Source organism: Acidovorax sp. 94 (assembly GCF_003634645.1).
Taxonomy (GTDB): Bacteria; Pseudomonadota; Gammaproteobacteria; order Burkholderiales; family Burkholderiaceae_C; genus Acidovorax; species Acidovorax facilis.
In genome coordinates, this window is sequence record NZ_RBJA01000001.1 from 1,566,149 (window position 1) to 1,585,402 (window position 19,254).

At 65.9% G+C, this 19,254-nt stretch carries 21 protein-coding genes; 11 read left to right on the plus strand and 10 right to left on the minus strand.

Annotated features, from left to right (window positions below; all coding sequences use genetic code 11):
• Nucleotides 1-9: 9 nt before the first annotated feature.
• Nucleotides 10-963 carry a ketopantoate reductase family protein gene (locus tag C8C94_RS07275; RefSeq protein ID WP_121420255.1) on the minus strand — a complete coding sequence of 318 codons (954 nt, stop codon included), beginning with the start codon at nucleotides 961-963 and terminating at the stop codon, nucleotides 10-12.
• A 149-nt stretch (nucleotides 964-1,112) separates the two neighbouring features.
• Between C8C94_RS07275 and C8C94_RS07280 the strand changes: the two genes are divergently transcribed.
• From C8C94_RS07280 to C8C94_RS07310, 7 genes are all read left to right on the plus strand, one after another.
• Nucleotides 1,113-1,460, plus strand: a complete 348-nt coding sequence (locus tag C8C94_RS07280; RefSeq protein WP_055397794.1) for a hypothetical protein — start codon at nucleotides 1,113-1,115, stop codon at nucleotides 1,458-1,460.
• The gene (locus tag C8C94_RS07285) at nucleotides 1,461-2,108 is read left to right on the plus strand and encodes a zeta toxin family protein (protein ID WP_055397792.1); all 648 of its coding nucleotides are present in this window, start codon (nucleotides 1,461-1,463) and stop codon (nucleotides 2,106-2,108) included.
• Between the two features lie 215 nt (nucleotides 2,109-2,323).
• Entirely contained in the window at nucleotides 2,324-2,836 is a 513-nt protein-coding gene (locus tag C8C94_RS07290; RefSeq protein ID WP_121420256.1) for a MarR family winged helix-turn-helix transcriptional regulator, read from the plus strand.
• Nucleotides 2,837-2,899: 63 nt separating this feature from the next.
• Complete coding sequence (locus C8C94_RS07295; RefSeq protein WP_233573431.1) at nucleotides 2,900-4,354, plus strand: efflux transporter outer membrane subunit; 1,455 nt, start codon at nucleotides 2,900-2,902, stop codon at nucleotides 4,352-4,354.
• A 184-nt stretch (nucleotides 4,355-4,538) separates the two neighbouring features.
• Nucleotides 4,539-5,864 (plus strand): HlyD family efflux transporter periplasmic adaptor subunit, encoded by a 1,326-nt coding sequence (locus tag C8C94_RS07300; protein WP_121420257.1) that lies wholly within the window; start codon nucleotides 4,539-4,541, stop codon nucleotides 5,862-5,864.
• A gap of 16 nt (nucleotides 5,865-5,880) precedes the next feature.
• Nucleotides 5,881-7,509 carry a DHA2 family efflux MFS transporter permease subunit gene (locus tag C8C94_RS07305; protein ID WP_121420258.1) on the plus strand — a complete coding sequence of 543 codons (1,629 nt, stop codon included), beginning with the start codon at nucleotides 5,881-5,883 and terminating at the stop codon, nucleotides 7,507-7,509.
• Nucleotides 7,510-7,721: 212 nt separating this feature from the next.
• Nucleotides 7,722-7,880 carry a DUF3309 family protein gene (locus C8C94_RS07310; protein ID WP_007856361.1) on the plus strand — a complete coding sequence of 53 codons (159 nt, stop codon included), beginning with the start codon at nucleotides 7,722-7,724 and terminating at the stop codon, nucleotides 7,878-7,880.
• A 139-nt stretch (nucleotides 7,881-8,019) separates the two neighbouring features.
• Here C8C94_RS07310 and C8C94_RS07315 read toward each other — a convergent pair whose 3' ends face one another.
• The 7 genes from C8C94_RS07315 to C8C94_RS07345 form a co-directional block, all read right to left on the minus strand.
• Nucleotides 8,020-8,598: a hypothetical protein gene (locus C8C94_RS07315; protein ID WP_121422758.1), complete on the minus strand. Its 579-nt coding sequence runs from the start codon at nucleotides 8,596-8,598 to the stop codon at nucleotides 8,020-8,022.
• A gap of 129 nt (nucleotides 8,599-8,727) precedes the next feature.
• Nucleotides 8,728-9,105: a PH domain-containing protein gene (locus C8C94_RS07320; RefSeq protein ID WP_121420259.1), complete on the minus strand. Its 378-nt coding sequence runs from the start codon at nucleotides 9,103-9,105 to the stop codon at nucleotides 8,728-8,730.
• 48 nt (nucleotides 9,106-9,153) lie between these two features.
• A complete protein-coding gene (locus C8C94_RS07325; protein WP_055397783.1) occupies nucleotides 9,154-9,606 on the minus strand; it encodes a YiiD C-terminal domain-containing protein in 453 nt (150 codons plus the stop codon).
• Nucleotides 9,607-9,658: 52 nt separating this feature from the next.
• Nucleotides 9,659-10,450 carry an expansin EXLX1 family cellulose-binding protein gene (locus C8C94_RS26005; RefSeq protein ID WP_121420260.1) on the minus strand — a complete coding sequence of 264 codons (792 nt, stop codon included), beginning with the start codon at nucleotides 10,448-10,450 and terminating at the stop codon, nucleotides 9,659-9,661.
• A gap of 5 nt (nucleotides 10,451-10,455) precedes the next feature.
• The gene (locus C8C94_RS07335; protein ID WP_121420261.1) at nucleotides 10,456-11,013 is read right to left on the minus strand and encodes an NUDIX hydrolase; all 558 of its coding nucleotides are present in this window, start codon (nucleotides 11,011-11,013) and stop codon (nucleotides 10,456-10,458) included.
• Between the two features lie 125 nt (nucleotides 11,014-11,138).
• Entirely contained in the window at nucleotides 11,139-11,915 is a 777-nt protein-coding gene (locus C8C94_RS07340; protein ID WP_158603813.1) for a sensor histidine kinase, read from the minus strand.
• 120 nt (nucleotides 11,916-12,035) lie between these two features.
• Nucleotides 12,036-12,779, minus strand: a complete 744-nt coding sequence (locus C8C94_RS07345) for a response regulator transcription factor (RefSeq protein ID WP_121422759.1) — start codon at nucleotides 12,777-12,779, stop codon at nucleotides 12,036-12,038.
• A gap of 568 nt (nucleotides 12,780-13,347) precedes the next feature.
• Between C8C94_RS07345 and C8C94_RS07350 the strand changes: the two genes are divergently transcribed.
• From C8C94_RS07350 to C8C94_RS07365, 4 genes are all read left to right on the plus strand, one after another.
• On the plus strand, nucleotides 13,348-13,821 hold the full coding sequence (locus C8C94_RS07350; protein ID WP_121420263.1) for a hypothetical protein: 474 nt from the start codon (nucleotides 13,348-13,350) through the stop codon (nucleotides 13,819-13,821).
• Nucleotides 13,822-13,968: 147 nt separating this feature from the next.
• Complete coding sequence (locus C8C94_RS07355) at nucleotides 13,969-14,403, plus strand: hypothetical protein (RefSeq protein WP_121420264.1); 435 nt, start codon at nucleotides 13,969-13,971, stop codon at nucleotides 14,401-14,403.
• 40 nt (nucleotides 14,404-14,443) lie between these two features.
• Nucleotides 14,444-16,207: a DUF4384 domain-containing protein gene (locus C8C94_RS07360; RefSeq protein ID WP_233573432.1), complete on the plus strand. Its 1,764-nt coding sequence runs from the start codon at nucleotides 14,444-14,446 to the stop codon at nucleotides 16,205-16,207.
• 35 nt (nucleotides 16,208-16,242) lie between these two features.
• Nucleotides 16,243-17,505, plus strand: coding sequence for an SEL1-like repeat protein (locus C8C94_RS07365; RefSeq protein WP_121420265.1), 1,263 nt, complete (start codon nucleotides 16,243-16,245; stop codon nucleotides 17,503-17,505).
• A gap of 59 nt (nucleotides 17,506-17,564) precedes the next feature.
• On the opposite strand, the gene C8C94_RS07370 is transcribed toward C8C94_RS07365, so the two are convergent.
• Nucleotides 17,565-18,053, minus strand: coding sequence for an NUDIX hydrolase (locus C8C94_RS07370; protein ID WP_121420266.1), 489 nt, complete (start codon nucleotides 18,051-18,053; stop codon nucleotides 17,565-17,567).
• Nucleotides 18,054-18,178: 125 nt separating this feature from the next.
• The gene (locus C8C94_RS07375) at nucleotides 18,179-19,072 is read right to left on the minus strand and encodes a LysR family transcriptional regulator (protein WP_121420267.1); all 894 of its coding nucleotides are present in this window, start codon (nucleotides 19,070-19,072) and stop codon (nucleotides 18,179-18,181) included.
• Between the last annotated feature and the right edge of the window lie 182 nt (nucleotides 19,073-19,254).

Sequence of the window (19,254 nt, forward strand, 5' to 3'; positions counted from 1 at the left end):
ATCCCCGGCTCAACCTGCCGCGCGTTTCATCTCCGCCAACTTGACCAGCACCTGCAGCGCGTGGTTCAGCGGCGTCGGCACGCCCAAGGCGGCGCCTCGCTTGACCACATAACCGTTCAGGTGATCAATCTCGGTGGGTTTGCCCCGCGCCAGATCCTGCGCGGTGGACGAATACTGCCCGGGCATGGTGCTGGCAATGCCGCGCACCGCCGCCTGCACATCGCCCGGAATCGTCACCCCATCGGCCGCCGCCACGGCCAGGCATTCGGCCACGATGTCGGCAATCACCTGCGTCACGCCGGGCACCTGCACCAGCGGGCCGTAGGGCTGCTGCGACAGGGCCGACAGCGCGTTGTAGGCGCTGTTGAGCACCAGCTTGGCCCAGAGCGCGCCGCGCACGTTGTCTGACACCTGGGTAGGGATGCCCGCTGCCGTGAGCTGGCGGGCCACCTCGTCGCTGCGCGGCGAAGGTGCAATCACCAACTCGCCCCGGCCATGGTGCACCACATGCCCCGGGCCGCCCATGGCAGTAGCTACATAGACCACAGCGGCTGCCACGGGGGTGCTGGCGTCCAGCACGGCGCGCACGCGCTCGTCGTTGTCCACACCGTTCTGCAAGGTCAGCACCAGCGCGCCAGGCGCCAGATGGGGGCGAATCTGCTGTGCAGCGTCTTCCGAATCGGACGACTTCACGCAGAACAGCACCACGTCCGCGCCGTGCACTGCGCTGGCCTCGGTGCTGGCCGCCAGGGGCACTTGCACGTCCATTTCCGCCGTCTGCAGCCGCAAGCCGTTGTCCCGTATCGCCAGCACATGGGCCGGCCGCCCGATAAGCGTGACGGCATGGCCCGCCCGGGCCAGCAAGGCGCCAAAGTAGCATCCTACGGCGCCCGCGCCCATCACAGCAAAACGCAGCGGTGGGATGGCGGAAGGGGCGGATGCGAGCAAGGGAGATTCGGTCATAGGGCAGTCTGCAGGCTGAATCAGCGGGTGAATGAAGGTTTGAGCGCGCATGGTATCGCCCTATACCCTTACACGGAGAGAGTGAGGCCGGCAGAGCACTTTGCTTTCACGCCCCGATTGGCGCAAAATGCGCCAATCAGGAGATCGCCATGTCCGCCACTGCCTTTTCTTCCGTCAAGCTCCCCGCCCACCTGGTGGAGCAGGCCCGCCAGGCCGCGCAGCCCATGCGCCGCTCGGTGGCCAGCCAGATCGAATACTGGGCCACGCTGGGCCAGATCGTGGAACACACGGGCCTGAGCGTGCAGGAAGCCCGCAGCGCCATCGAGCAGTACGAAGCCGCAGCGGCGCGCACCGCCACCCTGGCGGCCCCCACGTCGGTGGATGCCCTCACCGCCCGCCTGCTGGCAGCCCAAACGCGCGGCACGCTGGCGCAGCGGGTGCGTGAGGTTGTGCTGGAGAACCAGGCCAAAGCCGCCACCCCTGTCGCCTCACACTGAATGGTGCCCCCCGCCCAGCAGCCCTTCTCACCGCCCCGCCACAACACGCCACCCCGCTGGTTCCACCTGCTGGCAGGCCCGAACGGCGCGGGCAAATCCACGCTGTACCGCGCCCTGGTGCGCGAAGGCATCCTGGGTCCGCCGCTGGAGTTTGTGAACGCCGACCTGTATGAACAGGCGCACCTGCAGCACATTGCTGACCCCGAAGCCCGGTCCGAAGCCGCCCGCCAATGGGCCGATGACCGCCGTGCCACCCTGCTGCGCGAAGGCGCAGACTTCGCCAGCGAAACCGTGTTTTCGCACCCATCCAAACTGGCGCTGATCGAAGAAGCCCAGCGCTGCGGCTACACCGTGGCCCTGTACATCGTGGCGCTGGACGACCCGGCCCGGCTGCTGGCCCGCGTGGCGCAGCGCGTGCGCGAAGGTGGGCACCCGGTGCCGCCCGAACGCATCCTGGCCCGCTACCCCCGCACCATGGACAACCTGGCCCAGGCCGTGCGGCAGGCGGATGTGTCCTATCTGTATGACGCTGCCGAAGCCACCGGCACCAGCACCGGGCCGCAGCTGGTGGCCGTGTGCTCCCCCGCCCAGGTCACGCCCTTGGCCCAGCCGCTGCCCGCCTGGGCGCAGCGCCTGACCGGTCAATAGCCGATACGTCCACGCGCTGCACGGGCCTGCGCGGGCGGCCCACTCTCATCTGCTGTACCGTCGGCTCAATGCCAAATTGGTCCCCTGCGCACGTCTGTATTCATTTATAGCAGTCCCTTTGATAGCAACCATGACCCCGTAAAAACCCTGAGTACATCGCGGGTGTTATCTATTTGCCAAGACAATAATTGTCTAGTCAATTAAATTCACCCTCCATGACTTCCCACACCTCCTCGCCGTCGCAGCCCGGCCCTGGCTTCTACAGCCCCCACCAGCTTCAGCCCGAAAACAGCGTGGGCTACCTGATGCGCAAGGTGATGACGTCCATCCGCACCCAGGCCGATGCGCAGCTGTCCACCCACGACCTGACCTACGCCCAGTGGCTGCCGCTGTTCAAGATCTCGCGTTGCCCCACCACCACCGTAGCCAGCCTGGCGCGGGACCTGGAGACCGACCCGGCCTCCATGACCCGCGCACTGGACCGCCTGGAGGCCAAGGGCCTGGTGGCGCGCGAGCGCTCCACCACCGACCGCCGCGTGGTGCAACTGGCACTCACCCCCGAGGGCGACAAAGTGGCGGCCCAGGTGCCCCCAGTGCTGGCCGACGTGCTCAACGGCCACCTGAGCGACTTCACCCATGACGAATGGCAACTGCTGCTGCGCCTGCTGCGCCGCATGCTGGCCAATGGCGAAGCGCTGCGCCAGCAGCGCGGCGCAGACGCCGACTGAACACACAGACAGCCCACACCGTTTTCCTCCACACAACACCCCAAAACCATTCTGGAGAACCCCGTGAACACCCCATCCCCCCTGCCCTCCACCCGCTCGGCCCTGGCCGCGCATTTCGCGGTATCAGCCCTGGCGCTGGCCGCCGCCCTCCTGCTGGTGGGCTGCGCCAGCCCCGGCACTGCCCACACGCCGCTGGCGCAAACCACCCCTTCGGCCGCGGGCCTGAACGCCGCAGCCACCGACACCGCCGCCCCCAGCCAGTGGTGGAAAGCGCTGGGTGACGAGCAGCTCAACACCCTGATCGACCAAGCCCTGCGAGGCAACCCCAGCCTGGCCGTCAGCCGCGCGCGGCTGGGGCAGGCCGTGGCACTGAGCCAGGTGCGCGAGGCGGCCAACGGCCCGCAGGCCACGCTGGGCGTGGACGCCACCCGCCAGCGCTACACCGCCAACGGCCTGGTGCCCGCCCCGGTGGCCGGCAACACGTACAACAGCGGCACCGTGCAGGCCACGCTGAGCTGGTCGCCCGACTTCTTTGGCCAGCACGCTGCCGAGCTGCAGGCCGCGCTGGGCCAGGCCCGCGCCGCCCAGGCCGATGCAGCCGCCGCCGCCAACACCCTGGCCGCCCAGGTGGGCCGCAGCTATGTGGCGCTAGCCCGGCTGGTGGCCCAGCGCGACGTGGCCGTGCGGGCGCTGGCGCAGCGCGAAGAGCAACGCAAGCTCACGCAAGAGCGCACCTCTGCAGGCCTGGACAGCCAGGTCGAGCTGACCCAGGCCCAGGCCGCCGTGCCCGATGCACGCACGCAGATCGAAGCGCTCGAAGAACAGATCACCCTGGCCCGCCGCCAGCTGGCTGCGCTGACCGGCCAGGCGCCCGACGCGCTGCCCACGGTCACGCCGCAACTCGCCACCCTGCAGCCCACCGCCGTGCCCGAGGTGCTGGGTGCCGACCTGCTGGGCCGCCGCCCCGACGTGGTGGCCGCCCGCTGGCGCGTGGAGGCTGCGACGCAAGGCGTGAATAGCGCGCGCAGCGAGTTCTATCCCAACATCAACATTGGCGCCTTCATTGGCCTGAACTCGCTGGGGCTGGACCGCTTGTTCAACGGCAGCTCGCGCCAGATGGGTGTGACGCCCGCGCTGCGCCTGCCGATCTTTGACGGCGGCCGCCTGCGCGCCCAGCTGGGCGGCCGCGCTGCCGAGCTGGACGCCGCCATCGCCCAGTACAACGCCGCTGTGCTCGATGCGGTCAAGGAAGCGGGCGACGCCGTGGCCTCCATCCAGTCGCTTACCCGCCAGCAGGCCCTGCAGGACGAGGCCGTGGCCAGTGCTGAAAAAGCCTACCGCTTTGCACAAGAGCGCTACCGCGCGGGCCTGGGCAACTACCTGGTGGTGCTCTCCACCGAGAGCCAGGTGCTGGCCCAGCGCCGCCTGGCCGTGGACCTGCGTGCTCGCCAGCTCGACACACGCCTGGTGCTAATGAAGGCCCTGGGCGGCGGCTGGACAGATGACACAGCGGTATGAAACACCCCCTGAGCCGCTTCGCGTCTTCCCCCTCTCTCGCTTCGCGGGAGGGGAACGCACCCAGTGGCCTGGCAAAGCCAGTTCCACGGGTGCACTGGCCTCGGCCGCGCCCGTTGCGTAAGTAGCTGGCAAGGCCCGACCCGATCAAAAACACATAACAACACATTCCTGAAAGACCACCGCCATGACCGCTAACAGCGAACCCCTCACCGCCAACGAAGCCAACACCGCCCGCCGCCGCGGACTCACCCTCATTGCCGCCGCCGTCGCGCTGGTGGCCATCGGCTGGGGCGGCTGGCACTGGGCCAATGGCCGCCATGTGGAGACCACCGACAACGCCTATGTGGCAGGCAACGTGGTGCAGATCACGCCGCAGATCGGCGGCACCGTGGTTTCTATCGGCGCAGACGACACCGACTATGTGAAGGCCGGGCAACTGCTGGTCAAGCTGGACCCTGCCGACGCCCGCGTGGCGCTGGAGCAGGCCGAGGCCCAGTTGGCCCAGACCGTGCGCGAAGTGCGCACCCTGTACGCCAACAACGCCACGCTGAAGGCGCAGGTCAGCCTGCGCAGCGCCGACCTGGCCCGCGCCCAGGCCGATGCCGCCCGCATGCAGGACGACGTGAACCGCCGCGCACCGCTGATGGCCAGCGGCGCCGTGGGCAAGGAAGAGTTCCAGCACGCCACTGCCCAGCTGGCCGCTGCCAAGAGCACCGTGGCCGCCGCCCAGTCGGCCGTGCTGGCCGCGCAAGAGCAGCTGGCCGCCAGCCAGACGCAGACCGAGGGCACGTCCATCGAGCAGCACCCCAACGTTGCGCGTGCCTCGGCCCGCGTCCGCGAGGCTTACCTGGCTGTGCAGCGCGCCCAGCTGGTCGCCCCGCTGGACGGCCACGTGGCCAAGCGTGGCGTGCAGGTGGGCCAGCGTGTGCAGGCGGGTGCCCCGCTGATGACGCTGGTGCCGCTGAACGACCTGTGGGTGGACGCGAACTTCAAGGAAAGCCAGCTCAAGACCTTGCGCATCGGCCAGCCCGCCGAGCTGGAGGCCGACGTGTACGGCACCAAGGTGGTCTACCACGGCACGGTAACGGGCCTGGGCGCCGGCACCGGCGCCGCGTTTGCGCTGCTGCCCGCGCAGAACGCCACCGGCAACTGGATCAAAGTGGTGCAGCGCGTGCCCGTGCGCATCGCACTCGACCCCAAGGAAGTGGCCGAGCACCCGTTGCGCGTGGGCCTGTCGATGGAAGTCAAGGTGGACACCGCCGACCAGAGCGGCAAGACGCTGGCCGACACGCAGCGCACCACGCCCGTAGCTGCCACCGCGGTGTTCGACGAGCAGTTCAAGGCTGCCGACGACGAGGTGGCGCACATCATTGCTGCCAACCTGGGCCGCAGCGGCAAGGCCGCCGTGGCCGTGGCATCGCCCAAGGTGGGCAAGGCGCCCGCGCAAAGCCAGCAGCAACACGCCTCGGCCCCGGTGGCCTCGGCAGTGCAGTCGCCTGTGGTGCAGTAAGCGGACTGGATAGCGCATGACTGCCGCCAACCCCACTGCAGACGCAGCCGATCAGGCGCCCGCCAAGGCCGCGCCCGCAGCAGCGCAACCACCGGCCCCCGCCGCCTACCCGCCGCTGCAAGGCACGGCCTTGCTGCTGGGCACGCTGTCGCTGTCGCTGGCCACGTTCATGAACGTGCTGGACTCGTCCATCGCCAACGTCTCCATCCCTGCCATTGCCGGTGACCTGGGTGTGAGCCCCGGCCAGGGCACCTGGGTCATCACCAGCTTTGGGGTGGCCAATGCCATCTCGGTGCCGCTCACCGGCTGGCTCACGCAGCGCTTTGGCGCGGTGCGCCTGTTCACCATGAGCGTGATGCTGTTTGTGCTGACCTCCTGGCTGTGCGGCTTTGCCTCGTCGCTGGAAATGCTGGTGTTCTTCCGCGTGCTGCAGGGCCTGGTGGCCGGGCCGATGATCCCGCTCAGCCAGACGCTGCTGCTCGCCAGCTACCCCAAGGCCCTGGCGGGCACGGCCCTGGCGCTGTGGGGCGTGACCACGCTGGTCGCACCCGTGGTGGGGCCGCTGCTGGGCGGGTGGATCACGGACAACATCTCGTGGCCGTGGATCTTCTACATCAACGTGCCGGTGGGCCTGCTGGCCGGGCTGCTCACCTGGGGCATCTACCGCCAGCGCGAGACACCCGTCCGCAAGCTGCCGATTGACACCGTGGGCCTCAGCCTGCTGGTGCTGTGGGTGGGCGCGCTGCAGCTCATGCTCGACAAGGGCAAGGAGCTGGACTGGTTTGCCTCGGGCGAGATCATCACCATGGCCGTGGTCGCCGTGGTGGCGTTTGCGGTGTTCCTGGTGTGGGAGCTGACCGAGAAGCACCCGGTGGTGGACTTGAAGCTCTTCAAGGGCCGCAACTTCACCTTTGGTGCGCTGGCGCTGTCGGTGGCCTACGCCCTCTTCTTCGGCAACGTGGTGCTGCTGCCGCTGTGGCTGCAGCAGTGGATGGGCTACACCGCCACCTCGGCCGGCATGGCGCTGGCGCCGGTGGGCATTTTTGCCATTTTGCTCACGCCGCTGGTCGGCAAGAAGGTGGGCCAGTGGGACCCGCGCCGCATGGCCACGGGTGCGTTCATTGTGTTCAGCACGGTGCTGTGGATGCGTTCGCAGTTCACGGTGCAGACGGACTTCATCCACATCCTGATCCCCACCCTGCTGCAGGGCGCGGCCATGGCGTTCTTCTTCATCCCGCTGACCACCCTGACCTTGGCGGGTATCGCGCCAGAGCGTATCCCGGCAGCTGCGGGCCTGAGCAACTTCGTGCGCATCACCGCCGGTGCCATGGGCACGTCGATCGCCACCACACTGTGGGAGAGCCGCGCCGCCATGCACCATGCGCACCTGACCGAAGGGCTGGTGCAGGGCCAGGGCGTATTTGCGCAAACGCTGGACAACCTCACCGCGTCCGGCCTCACGCAGATGCAGGCGCTGGCGCAGATCAACCGGCTCATCGACCAGCAGGCGTTCACACGCGCGGCCAACGACATCTTCTTGGGCTCCGCCGGGTTGTTCCTGCTGTTGATCGGTCTGATCTGGCTGACCCGCCGCCCCGCCAGAACGGGGGGCGCAGGTGCTGCAGATGCCGCTGGAGCTCACTAATTTGATAAAAATTGGCTGCTAGCGCTTATCCATAAATCGCTAGCAGCTATATTTTCAATAGCACTTTATTGCTTCCCATCAGCACGACGTCAGCCCTCCATCCCACACGGCGTGTCGGAAAACCCTGACCACCGTGCGGGCGTGGCACCTGCGGGTAGCGCGCTGGATGCACCCAACAATGCATTCACCGCAACCCACAACAAGGAACCGCCATGTCACTCTCGCTGATTCTCCTGATCGTCCTGATCCTCATCCTGGTCGGCGCGCTGCCCACCTGGGGCCACAGCCGCTCATGGGGCTACGGACCCAGCGGCGGGATTGGCCTGGTGGTGCTGATCCTGGTGATCTTGCTGCTCATGGGTCGGATATAGACCTCTGACCGCACTGCGCACATGCCGCCAGCCCCTGAAAAGTGGGCAGCGGCCACCGCAAAAAGCACAACGGCCCTTCTCGGGCCGTTGTGCTTTTTTGTGAACGGAACCGCGTATCGCGCCCAGACGAAGCCGCCGCTTACGCCACCCCAGCCCGCTTGGCGCCTGTCGCGGCAAACGCGGTCGAAAACGCAGCAAACTCCTTGTCCGCCACACTGCCATCGGCATTGCCACTGCGATCCATCAACTGCATCACGGCCTGCGAGAAGTCGCTGCCCGCCTGGGCGCCCTTGGTCTTGGCCAGGCCCTTCAAGAATTCATCCTGCGTGATGGAGCCGTCCTTGTTCGCATCAAAGCCCGCCGTCAGCTGCAACTTTTGCGCATCGTCGGCGCCAAAACGGGTCAGCAGTTCCTGAAAATCCTGAGTGGACACCGGGCGGCCCGACAACGCGGCCGACGCTGCATTGGCGGCCGAACCCGCGCTGCCGCGTGCCACCGCACCCAGGGCGTTCTCCAACTTGCCCTGCGACACCAGGATGCCCTTGCCTGCAAAGCCCGCCAGGGCCTCCGCCTGCGGGCTCAGGGTGAGCACGGCAGACGGCTCAGGCTCCACATCAGCCCCGCTGCGCCGCGACGCAGACGACTTGCCAGGGCCACCGGCGGTGGCGTTGAAAATCAAGGAGGCGACCGAAGCCAGGCCAGAGATAAGGGGGGACATCGCTGTGAACTCCTGTGTGGCGAAAGCCCCGGTGCCTGTGTCAAAAGGACAGGCCACCGCTTCGCCCAGTGAGCTGAGGGTACGCGACCCCCATTGCTGCAATGCCCGGATGAAACTGGGTAAACCGCGTTACTTCAGCACGTAGCTGGCCAGCACCGACTGCACCTCATAGATGCTGAGCTTCTTGTTGAACCGCTTTTGAAACGGCGCTGCTGAGCCAGAGATCCAGATCTTGAGCTCTGCATCCAGATCGAACGTGCCACCGGTCTCGATGCTGAAGTGCGTGATGCTCTTGTACGGGAGGGAGTGGTATTCGACCTTGCTGCCCGTCATGCCCTGCTTGTCCACCAGCACCAACCGCTTGTTGGTAAACACAAAATAGTCGCGGATCAGCTGGTAGGCATGCTCCACCACCTCCCCCGGGGCCAGGATGCGGCTGAATTCCTCCTGAATCTTGGCAGCATCAATCTTGGATGCGTTACCCATCACGCCATCAAGCAATCCCATGTTTTGTGCTCCGGTGAAGTCGTTGGATCGCGTGTTGTACCTCAACGGCTATGAATAGCCAGGCCCAAAGGCCACAAACTCCCCCACCAGCTGGCCCGCAGGCTGCCCCTGGTAGTGCAGCGCGGATGCCTGCGCGATCCGCCCTAGCCCCTTGCGCTGCAGCATGCGGGTGAACGGCTGCCAGGTCTCTGGCGCAGGCGCCTGGGCCACGGCGGTGAAGGTGCCGTCGATGGGCGCCAGATAGTCCATGGTGTTGCGCTGGATCACCAGGCGGCTGCCCAGCCCCTCGGCCGACAGCCGCAGGTGCAACATCGACCACGCAGCCAGGATGGCCACGGCCGACGCGCTACCGCCAAACACCGTCTCGCGGTGGTTGATGTTGGGAGCCAGCGGCGCGCTCAGCACCACCTGGTGCGGCGATGCCTCGACCACGGTGACTTCCATGGCCTGGGACAAGGGGATGTGCTGGTGCAGATAGGACTGAAGTTCGAGAGGGTTCACGGCTTGGCGTCAGAGGGTCAGAGGGTGACGAGATGGAGACGAAACAGGACGCTCACGGAAACTGCCCGGCCCCCGCGACCACAACTCCGTCAGAGGGCTCTGGCAGCGTGTCGATCAACGTGGCGCCGCCCAGAGCGGTGATGCGAACCTGCAGCGGGCCTGTGGCGATCGCGCTGGGGTGAACGAAGTAGTTGTAGTCGGTCCGCGCCACGGCAATCCAGTCTGCGCTGCCGCTGGGCTTGATCTCCAGCCCGGTGATGGGCAAGCGGTGGTTGCGCACCTGGATGGCCACCCACCAGCGGCTGCTGCCCTCCTTGTAGCGGTAGCTCACCGGGCCCGTGACATCACCCGGCACCACATGCCAGCGGATGGGAACACGGCCTGCGACGGGGTCGGCAATGCGGGCGAATGCGGACTCGCTCAGGTCCAGGTCGCCCGTCTTGCACTCGGGGCACTGGTCGGTGATGCGCACGGTGATGGACCCCTTGGGCCCGGTCACCGCCACGAACTGGCCGCAGACGGCACTGCCCGCGTAGTCAGGGCCGTTCATCGCCGCCACCAGGAGGTTGCTGGGGCTCGCGTCGAAAGTGCAGTTGCCCTCGCCCGTGGCGCCGTAGAACGTGCCTTCGCCGGTGTAGGTGGGCGACAGCGCACCGGGCACGGACGGTGCAGGGGATGCCCCCGGTGCGGGCGCCGGGGCCGGTGCCGGAGATGGCGCATCGGCACCTGCGGTGGGTCCGTCGGCCGAGCCGCCGCCACCGCAGGCAGCCAGGGAGACCAGCAAAAGCAGTGCGGTGAGCCGGACCCAGCGGGTTGGATGGGCCTGAGAATTTTGGGGAGTCATCGTCGTCATCCTGTGGTGAGGGCAGTGTGTTGATGGGCACCAGCCGTTCCATCCGTTTTTGGCGGGGGAGTATCGCGGTGCACGATGTGCAGAACGCCTGCGGGCTCCTGCTTCAAAAAGTCGCGCAGGAAGGCAGGCCGAATATCCAAGCCGGCCAGCTCGGCAGCAGAAAACCAAGCAAACACCAGCCTGCGAGCCCCCTCCACGCCGTCATAGGGGCCATCAGTCGCTGCCAACGGGCTGCCGGGCAGAGGGCTGGCGCGCAGATACAGCCCGATCTCGTGGTACGACACGCCCCCATAGGCAAAAAAATTCTCAGCCACCACAGCCAGGGAGCCCACGGCGATGCACGTGCCCCTGTCCGCGCCCAGCTCTTCTTGCAGCTCGCGCGCCAGGGCATCGCACGCGCTCTCGCCAGGCTCGATCGCGCCGCCGGGCAGAGCCCAGAAGCTGTCGCCGTCCAGCTGGTGCAGCAACACCCGTCCGCCGTGGGTGACGAGGGCTGCTGCGCGGTGGCGCACACACCAGGGTGGAGTGGATGGAGGCAGGCTTGGGTCAGGCATGGGAAATCAGCGTGGGGCGAAGGACAGCAGCGAGGCGATCCTATCCACTTGCGCCCGCTGGTCCACTCCCGCCGGCGATCAGCTTGAAAGCAATCGCAACAAGGCATGCCACGGTGCGTGGCGCTTCATGTTGCGCGTGCCCAGGGCACCACCACCCGGATGCAGGTGCCGCCGTGCTCGCCCTGGAGCACCTGCAAATCTCCACCCGCCAGCGTTGCCCTGTGCGCCATCCCTGTCATTCCTTTGCCAGTGGCCACCGTGCTTTGCGGCCCCGGCGGCTCCATACCCCGGCCGTTGTCGCGGATTTCCATGCACCAGGCCCCGGTGTCCGGGAGGTTCCTCGCGCGCACCTCGATCTCGGTGCCCTGCGCATGTTGCAGCGCATTGCTCAAGGCCTCCTGAACAATGGCTACGAGATGGGTCGTGCTCTCCGGGAGCGGAAAATCTGCACATGGGGGCGTTTCAACATCCCACAGCATGCGGATGCCGCGCTGCGCCAGCACAGGACAGATGCGGTATCTCAGCTGCGCCAGGCGATCCGCCAGCGGTGCGTCCGCACTGTCCATGGAATCCACGATCAACCGCAGGTCGAGCAGGCACTTCTCCAGCGCCGCATGAAGCGCGGGCTCGCGGAGCTTCGAAGATTCCAGCAAGACCAGGGCGCAGACCAGTTGGGCGCCCAGGTTGTCATGCAGATCCCTGGCGATGCGCCGCCGCTCGGCGAGGACCTCCATACTGGGCCGCGGGCTGAGCCGGGGGCGCCACTGCAAGGCCCTGGGCAGTTGCACCAGCAGCATTGCACCAAGCCCCATGGTCGCGCCCACCACAGCCATCTCCCACCACCGCTGCATTGACGAACTTACGGACCCGATCCAGTGAAATGCCACGGCAATCAATGCCATCTGTAGTAGCCAGATACCAATGCAGACGACGGCAAACCATGGTGGGCGGGTGCGAAACATAAGGGCATCTGCCTTTCCGGGACCTGCACATCTACAGCGGCTCCCTCCTATGAACGCTCGCTAAAACAGTCCCCGCAGCGAGGCAAAACGCACCGCTTGCGCGCGCGTGCGCACCTGCAGCTTGCGGTAAATGTTGCGCAGATGGGTGTTGACTGTCATGCCGCTGATCAGCAGGCGCGAGCCCACTTCGGCGCTGGTGTAGCCGCTGGCCACCATGCGCAGGATTTCTTTTTCGCGCTCAGACAGGCGCTCTGCCTCGTCGGGTTGTCGCCGCTTGGTCTCGGCGCCGTGGATGCGGTCAAAACGCTGCAGCAGCCTGCGGGCCAGGTTCGGCGTGATGGATGCGCCACCGTTGGCCACCTGCAGCACCGCCATCGAATAGTTGCGAAACCACGAGTTCTTGGCCACGTAGCCTGCAGCTCCCAGTTCGAATGCGCGCATGACCTGCTCGTCGTTTTCCATGACCGAAATGACCACGGCCTGCGCAGAAGGCCGCGCCGACTTGAGGAGCCCCAGCAAATCAAAGGCATCGCCATCGCCGAGATTGAGGTCCACCAGCAGCACATCAAAATCATGCTGCTTGATCGCTCTGCGCCCTTCCCGCACGCTGCCGGCCTGCGCAACGAGCAGGGTGCGGGGATCTGCCATCAGCTCCTGGGCGATGACAAGGCGGATATGCGGGTCATCATCCACCAGAAGCACCCGCACCGGGCTGGCCTTTTGCCCCGTGAGAAAGGCAGGCCACACAGAAGGCGGGCTGTCAAAAGTGTCGAATTGCCCGGATGACCACTGCGGCGCTGGCATTGCATCTGCAAAGGGTAAGCAGGCCAACGCCGGCACGGGCGGGTTCGGAGAGTTGTCAGGCTGCCAGTTGCTCATCACTAGAAACTCCTGCGGACTTGGTCCATTGCGACTCAATGACGGTTTTCGCTGCTGTATCTCTGTACGAGGCTCCAAAGCCGACACGGCTTTCAATTCCATTTTTTCCGCGCGCCACCCCAAGGGGCTGCGGCACATCAAGATGCGGCAAAAAAAGATTGAAATCTATAACTAATTGTGAACTTCACAAACTTCACAAATGGTTACTACCTGAAATTCAGCGCTCGTTCCCCGCTTTTTCCTATGCACAGCAGTGCGCACCTTTGGCCGTGGCAGAGGAAGCAAAGTGAAGGCAAGAAGCGGGTCGCTCCATCGATTGAGGTAGCCCGCCCAGCGTATTTGCGGCCGACACATCCAGGAACACACTGAAACCAGACAGCGCCACACGGCCATCGCCCCCTTCCGGGCACTGACCAGACAGCCTGTCCAGCCCTGCATCGCAGATTCGCTGCGGTTGCAGCATGTGTCGAAGTTCATCCTTGAAGGATCTGTCATGAAAACCCTTGCTTTCATCGCACTCAGCGCCGTTGCCACTGCCGCCCTGGCCACCGGTCCCGTAGCTTCCAGCCCGGAAATCACCATCACCGGGAACTCCACCCAGTCTGTGTCCCTGACTTCGGTGTCGGTGAACAACAACTCGACAGGCGCAAAGAGTGAAGCGTTCCAGAACCTCGCTTCCAACACAGGCAACGTCACCATCAGCGGCAACTCGGTCCAGACCGTGACCGGTTTCGGCGGAAGTCTGACCAACACCGCCAGCGGCAGCGAAGCCTATGCCAGCCAGAACCTCTCCTCCAACGTTGGCGAGGTCACCATCGGCGGCAATTCCAACCAGTTCACCGCCATGATCAATTCGTCGGTCAACAACCTGTCCAGCGGCAGCAACAGCAAGGCCGTGCAGAACATTGCCTCGAACAATGCCTGCTTCACCTGCCAGCCCACCAAGACAGTTGGCTGGCCCCACTGAGAGCGCCGCCACTGCGGCACACAACGGCCGATGGCGGCCTGGGTCCGGGCCGCGCGCAGCCGCCCGGACGTGTTTGCCAAGGAGCGCACTGGCATGGCTGCATTGGCAGCCCGGGTGCGGTCCTTTCCCCTTTCCAGGAGGTGTTCCATGAGCACACGTTTTTTTGCACGCTGGGCGACATGGGCAGCCGCCTTCGCAGCCGTGCTTTTTGCGGTCCCGGCGTGGGCCCAGGCCCCCGGCGAAGACCCGGTCGTCCTCACCAAAAAGCTCACCATCCAGATGCAGCCCACAGGGGCGGCAGCGGCATCCACAGGCCTGGACAACGCCAGCACCATGCCGTCGTGGCTGCGCGCCCGCATTGCACGCTATGAGGCCAAGGCTTTCTCCGACGACCCGGGCGGCGTTCTGACCAACAACGACGTCGTCACCACCGCCAACGCGCAAGGCATGCAAAAGACCTGCGTTCAGGAGGTGGGCAGCAACACCGTATCGGGCGCCGCAACGGGCACAGGCAAATATGGCCCAAACCAAGCCCCCCAAGTGGTGGTGCTGCGGGGCGATCTCGTCAACATCTGCAAGTAACCCGTTCTGCCCTGCAGTTCCTGCAGCGAGGAGAGACAACATGCCGCCCATCGCACTCGGCCAGGCCCGTGCCGACAAGCACACCCAAGCAGGTCCCCATCACGCAACGCTGTGGGCGGTGCTGCTGGCGCTGGTGCTTGGCGGCTGCGCCACCCCCCGGGACCCGCGCAAGGATCAGGAGTTTCAAAGCCTGGCCTCCATCACCGACCGGCCCGTGGTGCGCCCTACCCGCTCCATCTCCAGCTTTTCCGATTCGCTGATGTGCATGGACCACCTGCTGCGCGACGCACAGCTGCCGACCACGCTCATCACCAGCAAGCAGATCCCCGACTACTCCACCCGCGTGACCGTGGCCACCAAGGACATGGTGATCACCGCGCTGTCGCAGATGTCGCGCCTGAGCAATGCGTTCCGCTTCGTCGACTACGAAGTGGACATTGCGCGCCAGGACACGGTGCAGAACCTCACGACGATCCTGCTCAACAACAACCAGATGCAGCTGCAGCGGCCCGCGCTGTACCTGTCGGGCTCGATCTCGTACGTGGACCAGAACGTCATCAACAACCGGTTCGATACGGGGCTTTCCGGACCGCGGATCGACCTGGGCTACAGCCAGAGCCGCAACGCAACCATCATCGGGCTGGAGATGCACCTGGGCGACTTTCGCACCCGTACGCTGATCCCCGGGCTCGACTCGGCCAACGAAGTCATCATCGGCAACGGCGGCCAAGGCGTTGATCTGGCCGGGCGTATCGGCACCTACGGAGTCCAGTTCAATGTGGGGCGCGACTACACCCAGGGATCGGGCGGCGCCGTCCGCACACTGGTGGACCTGGCCACCATCGAACTCATTGGCAAATGGGCCCGGGTGCCCTACTGGCAGTGCCTGACGCTGGAGCAAAACCACCCCGACTTTCAGCGGCAGCTGCGCGACTGGTTTGACGAAGGCTCGCCCGCCGTGCGCACCCAGCTCATTGCGCGCTCGCTGGTCAGCCGGGGCTACCTCGCCCCCGTTGCGCAACCCCTGCCGGACAACGACCCAGCGCTGCGTAAAGCCCTGGCGCGCTTTCAGGCGGACAACGGCATGGTGGTGACGGGCGTGGTGGACTTTGCGACCTACGAACGGGCGTTGCGCCACTTTGTCGGCCTCTCGGCGGACGGCACTCTGGCCCGCATTGGCTGGGCCAGCACGCACGCAGAACCCGTGCAGCACATCGCAGCCGGGCCCGCCACGCCCGATGCCGCAGTCAACGTGGTGAGCAACAATCCGGGTGCAGCCAAGTACGGAGACCCGCCGCCTGCCCGCAGCGTCGATCTGCAGATCGAGAACGTATTGCTGGAGCGCACCGCGTTCGAGGTGGGTGAACAGGTCTTCCTGTCGGCCACCGTGTCGCGCGCTTCCTACCTGCAGTGTTTTCTGGCAGATGCAACTGGCACAGTCATCCGCCTGCTGCCCAACCAGGCCAACACCACCGGCTGGGTGTCCGCCAACCAGGCCATCCGCATCCCCGACTGGATGAGCCCCAACCCCGGCTTCATCATGGACGCGGCCAGCCCGGGCACCGAGGGCGTGGCCTGCTTTGCGACCGACGAGGACAGCACACCCCGCCTGCCCGAAGCGCTGCGCGGCCCGCCGCTCAAGCCCATCCCGAATTACCGGGCGCTGGAGCGCTTGAACGAAGCCTTCGCCACCGCCTGGGGCAGCGAGGGCTACACCGGCAACGCGGTGTACTGGCAGGTCGTTCCGCGCCGGCCCCTACCCGCAGCAGCCACTGCGCCAACGCAACCCGCCCCGCGCAAGTGAAAGACCACAGGCACAGCACTGTGCGCGCACACGCCATGACCACAACCCCATCGACCACCACGGCGCGCCCGCAGTCCACTATCAATGGGCTGCGCACGCCACACGGCACTTGGCGCGCACTCCACGGCGCTGTGGCGCAGGCCTCGGGCACAGCGTGCCTGGTCTTGGCGGTGGTGACTGCGGCGCCCGTGCTGGCCTCGGTGCGTGCGCTTCCCACGCCCGCTGAGACCACCTTCATCGATCGCGCCACCCTGAACGCGGCGTCCCCCCAGGTGCCCGGGTCTGACAACCCCATGCAGGAGAAGATGTTGCAAAAACTTCGCAGCGCCGCGCAACGCGACGGGGCACCAACACGCAAGCCGCGCTCCCCCCCTGTCTCCACAGCGCGATCATCCGGCGACCTATCGCCTGCCGATGCGGCGTGGCTCTTGGGGCTTCTGGCGCTGCACGGCCTGGCCATGCCCGCAGACCCGGCGCAGGCCCAGCACTGGTTTGAACGTGCGCAACTGCTCGGCCACCCCTTGGCACCTGCGGGCCTCGCATGGTGCCAGCTCAGCGGCTGTGTGGCAGCACCCAATCCTTCAACCGCCATGCACTGGATTGCGCTGGTGGGCCGTACCGATCCAGGGCTTTCCAAATACCTCGAATGGCATGCGGCCAAGGCATTGGCCCCGTTGGCCGAGCCCCGTTCGCCCTCACCAGACCGGTACCCCGGTTCGGTGGCGCCAGCGGCGGCCAACCCACCGCTGCAAAAACTGTTGACGCAAGCCGTGCGTGCAGGCAGTGCGCAGGCCAGCAACGAACTGGGGCTGGAGTTCATCGCCAGCGGCGACATCGAACAGGCGATGGTTCAATTTCAATCAGCGTCTGCAAAGTCTGAGGCCGCTGCCGCCAACGCCAGCCTTCTGGCCCGCCGCTTCCACAGCGATCCCGACGCCCGCATCCGATCAGCCCGCTACAGCGCTGCGGACTGGTACGTGGAGGCCCAGCGGTACCACCGGGGCGACGGTGTACCCGCCAACTACACCGAGGCTGTACGCCTGTACCAGGTAGCGGCCAGCAGCGGCGACCCGCAGGCCCGCAAGATGCTAGAGCTGATTTTCTCCAGGCCTTTGCAAGGCGGCACCATCGACGTCACATGGATGCAGCAGCTTGCAGGTCTCCACATGGGCATCAACGGCTCGTCCGCCAGCGCACGCCACTCGGCGCCACCCAATGGCTGGCAGCGGGAGCCAAGTCCCTTGTATGACCTAGTGCCACTGCAGTGGCGAACGACTGGGCACTATCCACGCCGCTGAACCGGCCCTGGCTCCCCCAAGTTCCCGCTGGTGCAGGCACGGGCACCCAGGTGAATCCTCTATCCGGGCGAAGTAGCAGGTATGGAGGGCACAGGCTCCTCCCGGTGTACAAGGTGTGCCACGCCCCTTGAACCACACGCCAGGAGTTCACGCAAATAGCTGCGCAGGATGGTCGGGCGGATGTCCATGTGCGCCAGGTCGTCGCTGGCAAACCAAGCAAACACCAGCCCGCGCCCGCCTTCCACTCCTTCATACGGTCCCTCCCCTTTTGCCAAGGGGCCATCCAGCAGCGGGCTGGCATGCAGGCAAAGACCAATTTCATGGTGCAGCTGGTCTGCATGAAGGAAGAAGTTCTCCACCACGCAAGACAGCGCCCCCGGTTCCACCGCCTGCCCCAGCTCTTCCTGTAACTCACGCACCAGCGCCTGCGCTGCAGTCTCTCCCGGCTCAATACCACCCCCCGGCAATGCCCAGAAGGGATCGCCTTGCGCGCAGTGCAGCAGCACCCGGCCCTGCTGGGTGATAAGCGCTGCCACACGCTGGCGCACGCGTGGGACAGGTGCAGACGGATTTGAGAGCTTGGTTGTCACATGCCAAAAGGATTGCCGGCAAAAGTGCCGGAGGCGCCAATAATTCAGGCGCCACAAGCTATCAATGCTATAGCTATTTAGACCTAGGCAGAAGGGATCAAAAGCCCCTGCTGCGCTGCCACGGCTTCGCGCAAGAACGCCCACGTGGCCTGCATGCGTGCAACGTGTTTGTTCTCTGCAGGCATCGACATCCAGAACGTTCGCTGAAACCGCGCCAGCCCAGGCAGCACGGGAATCAACGACGGGTCCTGCGCCGCCACAAACGCAGGCAGCACCGCAAGCCCAGCGCCGGCACGCGCCGCCTCGTATTGCGCCAGGATGCTGGTGCTGCGCAGCACAAAATGCGCCGGGCGGTGCAGCTCGTCCAGGATCTGCAGTTCCTTGCTGAACAGCAGGTCATCCACGTAGCTGATGAAGGTGTGGCCGCGCAAATCATCGGCCGTATGGATGGGCGCATGACCCGCCAAGTAGTTGCGCGCACCGTACAGCTGCAGCACATAGTCAGTGAGCTTGACCACCAGCACCGCCCCGCGCGCCGGGCGCTCCAGCGAGATCACGATGTCCGCCTCGCGCCGGGACAGGTGCACCAGCCGGGGCAGCGCCAGCAGGTCCACCACCAGGCCCGGGTGGCCCAGCGCAAAGCGGGCCAGTTGGGGCGCCAGGATCAAATTGCCAAAACCTTCGGTGGTGCCAATGCGCACCAGGCCGTGCAGGCCCTGGCGCACGCCGGGCGCGGCGTTTTCCACTGCCAGAAAGGCGGCTTCCATCGCTTCGACCTGGGGCAGCAGCGCCCTGCCCGCCTCCGTCAGGCGGTGGCCGCCAGCCTCACGCGCGAAGAGTGCCGAACCCACCTGCTTTTCCAGCGCCTGGATGCGGCGCGCCACCGTGGTGTGGTCCACGGCCAGGCGGCGCGCTGCGCCCACCAGGGTGCCGGCCCGGGCCAGTTCCAGAAAATAGCGCAGGTTGTCCCAGTCCATGGTGTGGTCCTTGAATCAGTGAGGGCTTACGCAAACAAGGATGCGTAACGGTCGTAGCCCAATAGATAGAAAACGCCCCGACCACCGTGTTTTGCATAAGTGTTGTCAGTGATCGGGCAAGCAAGCGGAGGCAAAAGGAGCGATGTGCATTTTTGCAAACCTTGTGCGCACCATTGTCTATT